Genomic DNA, 3,113 nt, shown 5'->3' on the forward strand with positions numbered 1-3,113 from the left:
CCGCCCGACCCGCCCGACCCGCCCGACCCGCCCGACCATTCGCGAAAATCGGCTAGTCCGAATGGGGATCGGCTAGTCGAATTGGAGTCGCCGATCCGGATTCCGGCTGGCGGATTTGGGTGGGGCGCGGGGACGCGGGGGAGATTGTCCACAGGGAGGATTTCTCCACAGGCGGCCTGCATATCGCGGGTTACAGCGGGAGTGCGCGTGTCGGCGTGGGCGAGACTGCCGAACATGGGTGCATCAAAGACAGACGACCACGACAGTCCCTTTCTCTCGACGTTCGCGCAGCTCGCCCGCAGCGGCCTGGACCACGATGAGATCAACAGGCGGATCGGCGCCGGAACGCTACGGCGGGTGCGGTCCGGCGTCTACGCCCACGAGCCGGAGGAGGCGCCCGCCGGGAGCGGGCCCGATTACGTCCGCAGGGAGCGGGAGTTCCTCGAACGAACTCGGGCGGCCGCGCTCGCGGTGGAACCCGGGACGGTGATGTCGCACGGTTCCGCCCTCGCGCTCTACGGGCTGCCGCTCCACGGGATCTCCTTGGACCGGCCCACCGCCACCCGGCCACGCGAGGGCGGCGGAACGCGGCGCAGTTCGGCGCTCGTGTGCTTCACCCTGCCCGTGGAGGGGGCGACCAGACTCGTCGACGGCATCCAGTTGACCTCTCCCGCCAGGACGATCATCGACGTCGCACGGACGGTGAGCCTGGAGAGCGGCGTGGCTGCTGCCGACCAGGCCATCCGCCGAGGCATGTTGTCGCGCCCAGAACTCCAGGACGAGGCGGGTCTGGCGAAGGGGCGCACGGGTGTCGGGCGCGCGCGGGCGCTGCCGGAGCTGACATGCGGGTTGGCGGAATCGGTTCTGGAATCGTTGATACGGCTGATCCTGGTGTTCGCGGGTCTCCCGCAGCCAGAGATGCAGGTGTGGCTGTCGGGCCGGAGCGGCAAGCGGTTCCGCGTGGACTTCTACTGGCGAGAATGGAGGCTCATCGGCGAGGCGGACGGCTTCGGCAAATACGGGAACAGCCCGCAGGAGATACGGGAAGCACTGAGCCGTGAACGCCAGAGGCAGCGCGATCTGGAGGATGCCGGCTACGTGGTGATTCGCTTGGTATGGGATGACCTGCGGCGTCCGGACGTGATCGTCCGGCGGGTGAAGGACGCGATGCGTCGGCAGGAGCAACTCGGATTTGGCCGCGCGGCGTGAGAGCGTCGCCCGCCGGTAACCAAGAATCCGCTACTCGGAATAGGGATCGGCTGGTCGGATTGGACTAGCGGATCCCTATTCTGGGTAGCGGATTTCGGGGCGGGGGCTGGGGCTGGGTCTGCAGCCGGGGCCGGGGCTGGGGCGTCAGCGGGCGCGGCGGGCCAGACGCTCGGTGTCCGAGATGATGACGCTCTTGCCCTCGAGACGCAGCCAGCCGCGGTGCGCGAACTCGGCGAGAGCCTTGTTCACCGTCTCGCGGGAGGCGCCGACGAGCTGCGCGATCTCCTCCTGCGTGAGGTCGTGCGTCACGCGGATGTTGCCGCCCTCCTGCGTGCCGAAGCGCTGCGCCAGCTGCAGCAGGGCCTTGGCCACGCGACCGGGAACGTCGGTGAAGATGAGGTCCGCGAGGTTGTTGTTGGTGCGGCGCAGGCGGCGGGCCAGCACGCGCAGCAGCTGGTCGGAGATCTCCGGCCGCTCGGCGATCCAGCGCTTGAGAGCCGAACGGTCCATGGCCTGCACGGACACGTCGGTGACGCACACGGCCGACGAGGTACGCGGGCCGGGGTCGAAGATGGAGAGTTCGCCGAACATGTCGGACGGACCGAGGATCGACAGCAGGTTCTCGCGACCGTCGGGCGCCTTGCGGGAGAGCTTCACCTTGCCGGAGGTGACGATGTACAGGCTGTCGCCCTGTTCGCCCTCGCGGATGATCACGTCACCCTTCGAGTACTCCTCGCTGGTCAGGTCGTCACGCAGGGCGGAGACGGCTGCCGGCTCCACGCCCTGGAAGATTCCGGCTCTGGTGAGGACGTCGTCGGCAGACTGGTCCGTGCGGCGATCAATCGTCACAGTCTGTGACCCTCCGTTCGGGCGCGGACATGCGTGTCCGTGCCATGGCGTGCGTGTGGCGAACACCACTGTAGTCGTAAGCGCGTCGGTGGTGGTGGCGACGCGCGATCAGCGGGATGGTTCAGACGTCGATCTGTTCGGGTTCGTCGAGGATCGCGTTCTCGAAACGGTCCATGAGTAGTGCGAATCCGGCGAGGAGGACCGGCACCAGGACGACGAGGATTCCCTGCATCTGTCCGATTATCCACCCCCGGACCGCGGGACGCACACGCACCCGGGGCGGCGGTTCCGCGCCGTCGGGGCGCCGAGCCGTAATGTGGACTCATGCCCGACCCAGCTCCAGCCGTGAAGCGCCGCAGACGAGGGGTGGCCGCGAGGGGGGTGGAGACCGACCTCGGGCGCACCCGGCGCGCGAGACGCATGCTCCGCGCCCTCGAGGAGGCGTTCCCGCACGTCTACTGCGAGCTCGACTTCACCAACCCGCTGGAGCTGAGCGTGGCGACGATCCTGTCCGCCCAGTGCACGGACAAGCGGGTCAACGAGGTCACGCCGGCACTGTTCGCGCGCTACCGGACCGCCGCCGACTACGCGGGGGCGGACCGGGAGGAGCTGGAGGAGTTCATCCGGCCGACGGGCTTCTACCGCAACAAGGCGCGGAGCATCCAGGGCCTGGGCGCGGCGCTCGTGGAGAGGTACGACGGCGAGGTGCCGCAGCGGCTCGAGGACCTGGTCACCCTCCCGGGATTCGGACGGAAGACGGCCAACGTGGTGTTGGGCAACGCATTCGGGATCCCGGGTCTGCCGGTCGACACCCACTTCATCCGGTTGGTGAACCGCTGGAGGTGGACCGACGCCACGGACGCCGTCCGCATCGAGCGGGAGGTGTCGAAGATGCTGCCCAGGGCCTCGTGGACCGACGCGAGCCACCGGATCATCTTCCACGGTCGCCGGGTGTGCCACGCCCGGACCGCGGCCTGTGGGGCGTGTGTGCTGGCCGACGACTGCCCGTCCGCGGGCGAGGCCGGCCCGCTCGACCCGGTCGCCGCCGCGCGCCT

Annotated in this window: 3 protein-coding genes; 2 read left to right on the forward strand and 1 reads right to left on the reverse strand. The window is 69.1% G+C overall.

Features of this window, described 5'->3' with window-relative positions; all coding sequences use genetic code 11:
* Nucleotides 1–234 precede the first annotated feature (234 nt).
* Nucleotides 235–1,209, forward strand: a complete 975-nt coding sequence (locus tag G6023_RS03590) for a type IV toxin-antitoxin system AbiEi family antitoxin (RefSeq protein ID WP_083249747.1) — start codon at nt 235–237, stop codon at nt 1,207–1,209.
* Between the two features lie 144 nt (nt 1,210–1,353).
* On the opposite strand, the gene G6023_RS03595 is transcribed toward G6023_RS03590, so the two are convergent.
* Nucleotides 1,354–2,058 carry a Crp/Fnr family transcriptional regulator gene (locus G6023_RS03595; RefSeq protein WP_067711408.1) on the reverse strand — a complete coding sequence of 235 codons (705 nt, stop codon included), beginning with the start codon at nt 2,056–2,058 and terminating at the stop codon, nt 1,354–1,356.
* A 324-nt stretch (nt 2,059–2,382) separates the two neighbouring features.
* On the opposite strand from G6023_RS03595, the gene nth reads away from it, so the two are divergent.
* The coding region (gene nth, locus G6023_RS03600) for an endonuclease III (protein ID WP_182634106.1) at nt 2,383–3,113 on the forward strand (731 nt) is incomplete at its 3' end.

Origin of the sequence: Dietzia sp. DQ11-71 (assembly GCF_014144995.1) — a bacterium.
Taxonomy (GTDB): Bacteria; Actinomycetota; Actinomycetes; order Mycobacteriales; family Mycobacteriaceae; genus Dietzia; species Dietzia kunjamensis.

Bases quoted from the DNA above. Each gene is read 5' to 3' on its own strand.
- G6023_RS03590 (WP_083249747.1), top strand. From the start codon at position 235: ATGGGTGCATCAAAGACAGACGACCACGACAGTCCCTTTCTCTCGACG.